1 protein-coding gene is annotated in these 2,154 nt (G+C 70.4%); it reads left to right on the plus strand.

Features of this window, described 5'->3' with window-relative positions:
* Positions 1-95: 95 nt before the first annotated feature.
* The coding region (locus tag ACLZN2_RS50800) for a condensation domain-containing protein (RefSeq protein ID WP_416987068.1) at positions 96-2,154 on the plus strand (2,059 nt) is incomplete at its 3' end.

Consider the following 2,154-nt stretch of genomic DNA (forward strand, 5'->3'; position numbering starts at 1 on the left):
GGTCGGCCGATGGCCAGTTGGTGTTCGTGGGGCGGGCCGATGATCAGGTCAAGGTTCGTGGTTATCGGATCGAGCCGGCGGAGATCGAGGCCGTTTTGACCGCGCATCCCGGTGTCGGTCAGGCGGTGGTGGTCGCGCGTGAGGACGCCCCCGGCGACCGGCGACTGGTGGCCTATGTCGTTTCCGACGGTGACAGTGGGGTGGGCGAGGAACTGCGCGCGTATGCGGGCCGGCGGTTGCCTGAGTACATGGTGCCGTCCGCCGTGGTGGTGCTGGACGAGCTGCCGCTGACGCTGAACGGGAAGGTGGACCGGGCAGCCCTGCCCGAACCCGCGTACGAGGCCGCTGGTGGCAGTCGTGGTCCGGCGACGGTGGCCGAGGAGATCATGTGCCAGGCGTTCGCCGAGGTGCTGGGCCTGGAAAGGGTCGGGGCCGAGGACGACTTCTTCGAACTCGGCGGACACTCACTGCTCGCGGTGTCGTTGCTGCAGCGGCTGCGCGAGCAGGGGTTCGGGGTGTCGGTGCGGGCGTTGTTCGAGGCGCCGACACCGGCGGCCCTGGCCGTGGCCGGAGCCGTCGCGGACGTGGAGACACCGCCGAACGGAATCCCCCAGGACGCACAGGTGATCAAACCGGAGATGCTGTCGTTGGTGGAGCTCACGCGTTCGCAGATCGGCTTGATCTGTGAGGCGGTGACAGGCGGCGCGGGGAACGTGGCGGACGTGTATCCGCTGGCCCCGTTGCAGGAGGGCATCTTCTTCCACCACCTGCTGGTCAGGCCGGGTGAGGCGGACGTCTATCTGACGCCGACGGTGCTGGCCTTCGACGGCCGCGAGCGGTTGGACGCGTTCGTGGCGGCGTTGCAGCGGGTGGTGGACCGGCACGACATTCACCGCACGGCGTTGGTGTGGGAGGGGCTGCCCGAGCCGGTGCAGGTGGTGTGGCGCCGTGCGGCCGTACCCGTCACGGAAGTGACGCTGCCGGAGGGCGTGCGCGGGCAGGAAGCGGCCGCGCACCTGCTGGACGTGGCCGGGTCGTGGATGGATCTGCGCCGGGCGCCGCTGCTGCGGGTGCACGTGGCGGCGGAGCCGGGCAGCGGCCGGTGGTTGGCGTTGGTGCAGGTGCATCACCTGCTCCAGGACCACACCGCGCTGGAAGTGGTGATGGGCGAGGTCGCGGCGTTCATGGCGGGGCGTGGTGACAGGCTGCCGGCGCCCTTGCCGTTCCGCGACTTCGTGGCCCAGGCCCGGCTGGGCGTTCCCCGTCAGAAGCACGAGGAGTACTTCACCGGCCTGCTCGGCGATGTCACAGAACCGACGCTGCCGTTCGGCTTGCTGGACACCCACGGTGACGGTTCCGGTGTGCGGCGGGCGCGGGTGACCCTTCCGGACGGCCTGGCGGGGCGGGTGCGGGAGCGGGCGCGTGGGCTGGGGGTGAGTCCGGCGACGTTGTTCCATGTGGCGTGGGCGCGGGTGCTGGCGAGTCTGTCCGGCCGTACGGACGTGGTGTTCGGGACCGTACTCCTCGGCCGGATGAACGCGGGGGCGGGCGCCGAGCGGGTTCCGGGGCCGTTCATGAACACCCTGCCGGTACGGGTGGACGTCGCCGGCCTGGACGCGGTCGGAGCGGTGAAGGCGATGCGTTCGCAGCTGGCCGACCTGCTGGTGCACGAACACGCACCCCTGGCTCTCGCCCAGAAAGCCAGCGGCGTCCCACCGCAGGCCCCTCTCTTCACGTCCCTGCTCAACTACCGCCACAGCGACCGCCCTCGCCGGAACGGCGGGAGGCCCGGTCACGAGGGAGCGGCCGGGAACAAGGGCGTGGACGAACACCGCGGGATGCGGTTTCTGTTCAGCCAGGATCGGACGAACTATCCGGTGACGGTGTCCGTCGATGACACCGGGTCGGGGTTCTGGCTGAGTGCTGACGCTGTCGCTCCGGGGGATCCGGAGTTGGTGTGCGGGTTGCTGGAGGTGGCGGTCGAGGGCCTGGTGGGGGCGTTGGAGGGGGCGCCGGAGATGTCGTTGTGTGAGGTCGGGGTGCTGCCTGGTGTGGTGCGTGAGCGGGTGGTGGAGGAGTGGAACGACACGGGTGTGGTGGTGCCGGGGGTGACGTTGCCGGAGTTGTTCGAGGCGCAGGTGGTGCGGACTCCGG

The organism is Streptomyces sp. T028, assembly GCF_048159505.1.
GTDB lineage: Bacteria > Actinomycetota > Actinomycetes > Streptomycetales > Streptomycetaceae > Streptomyces.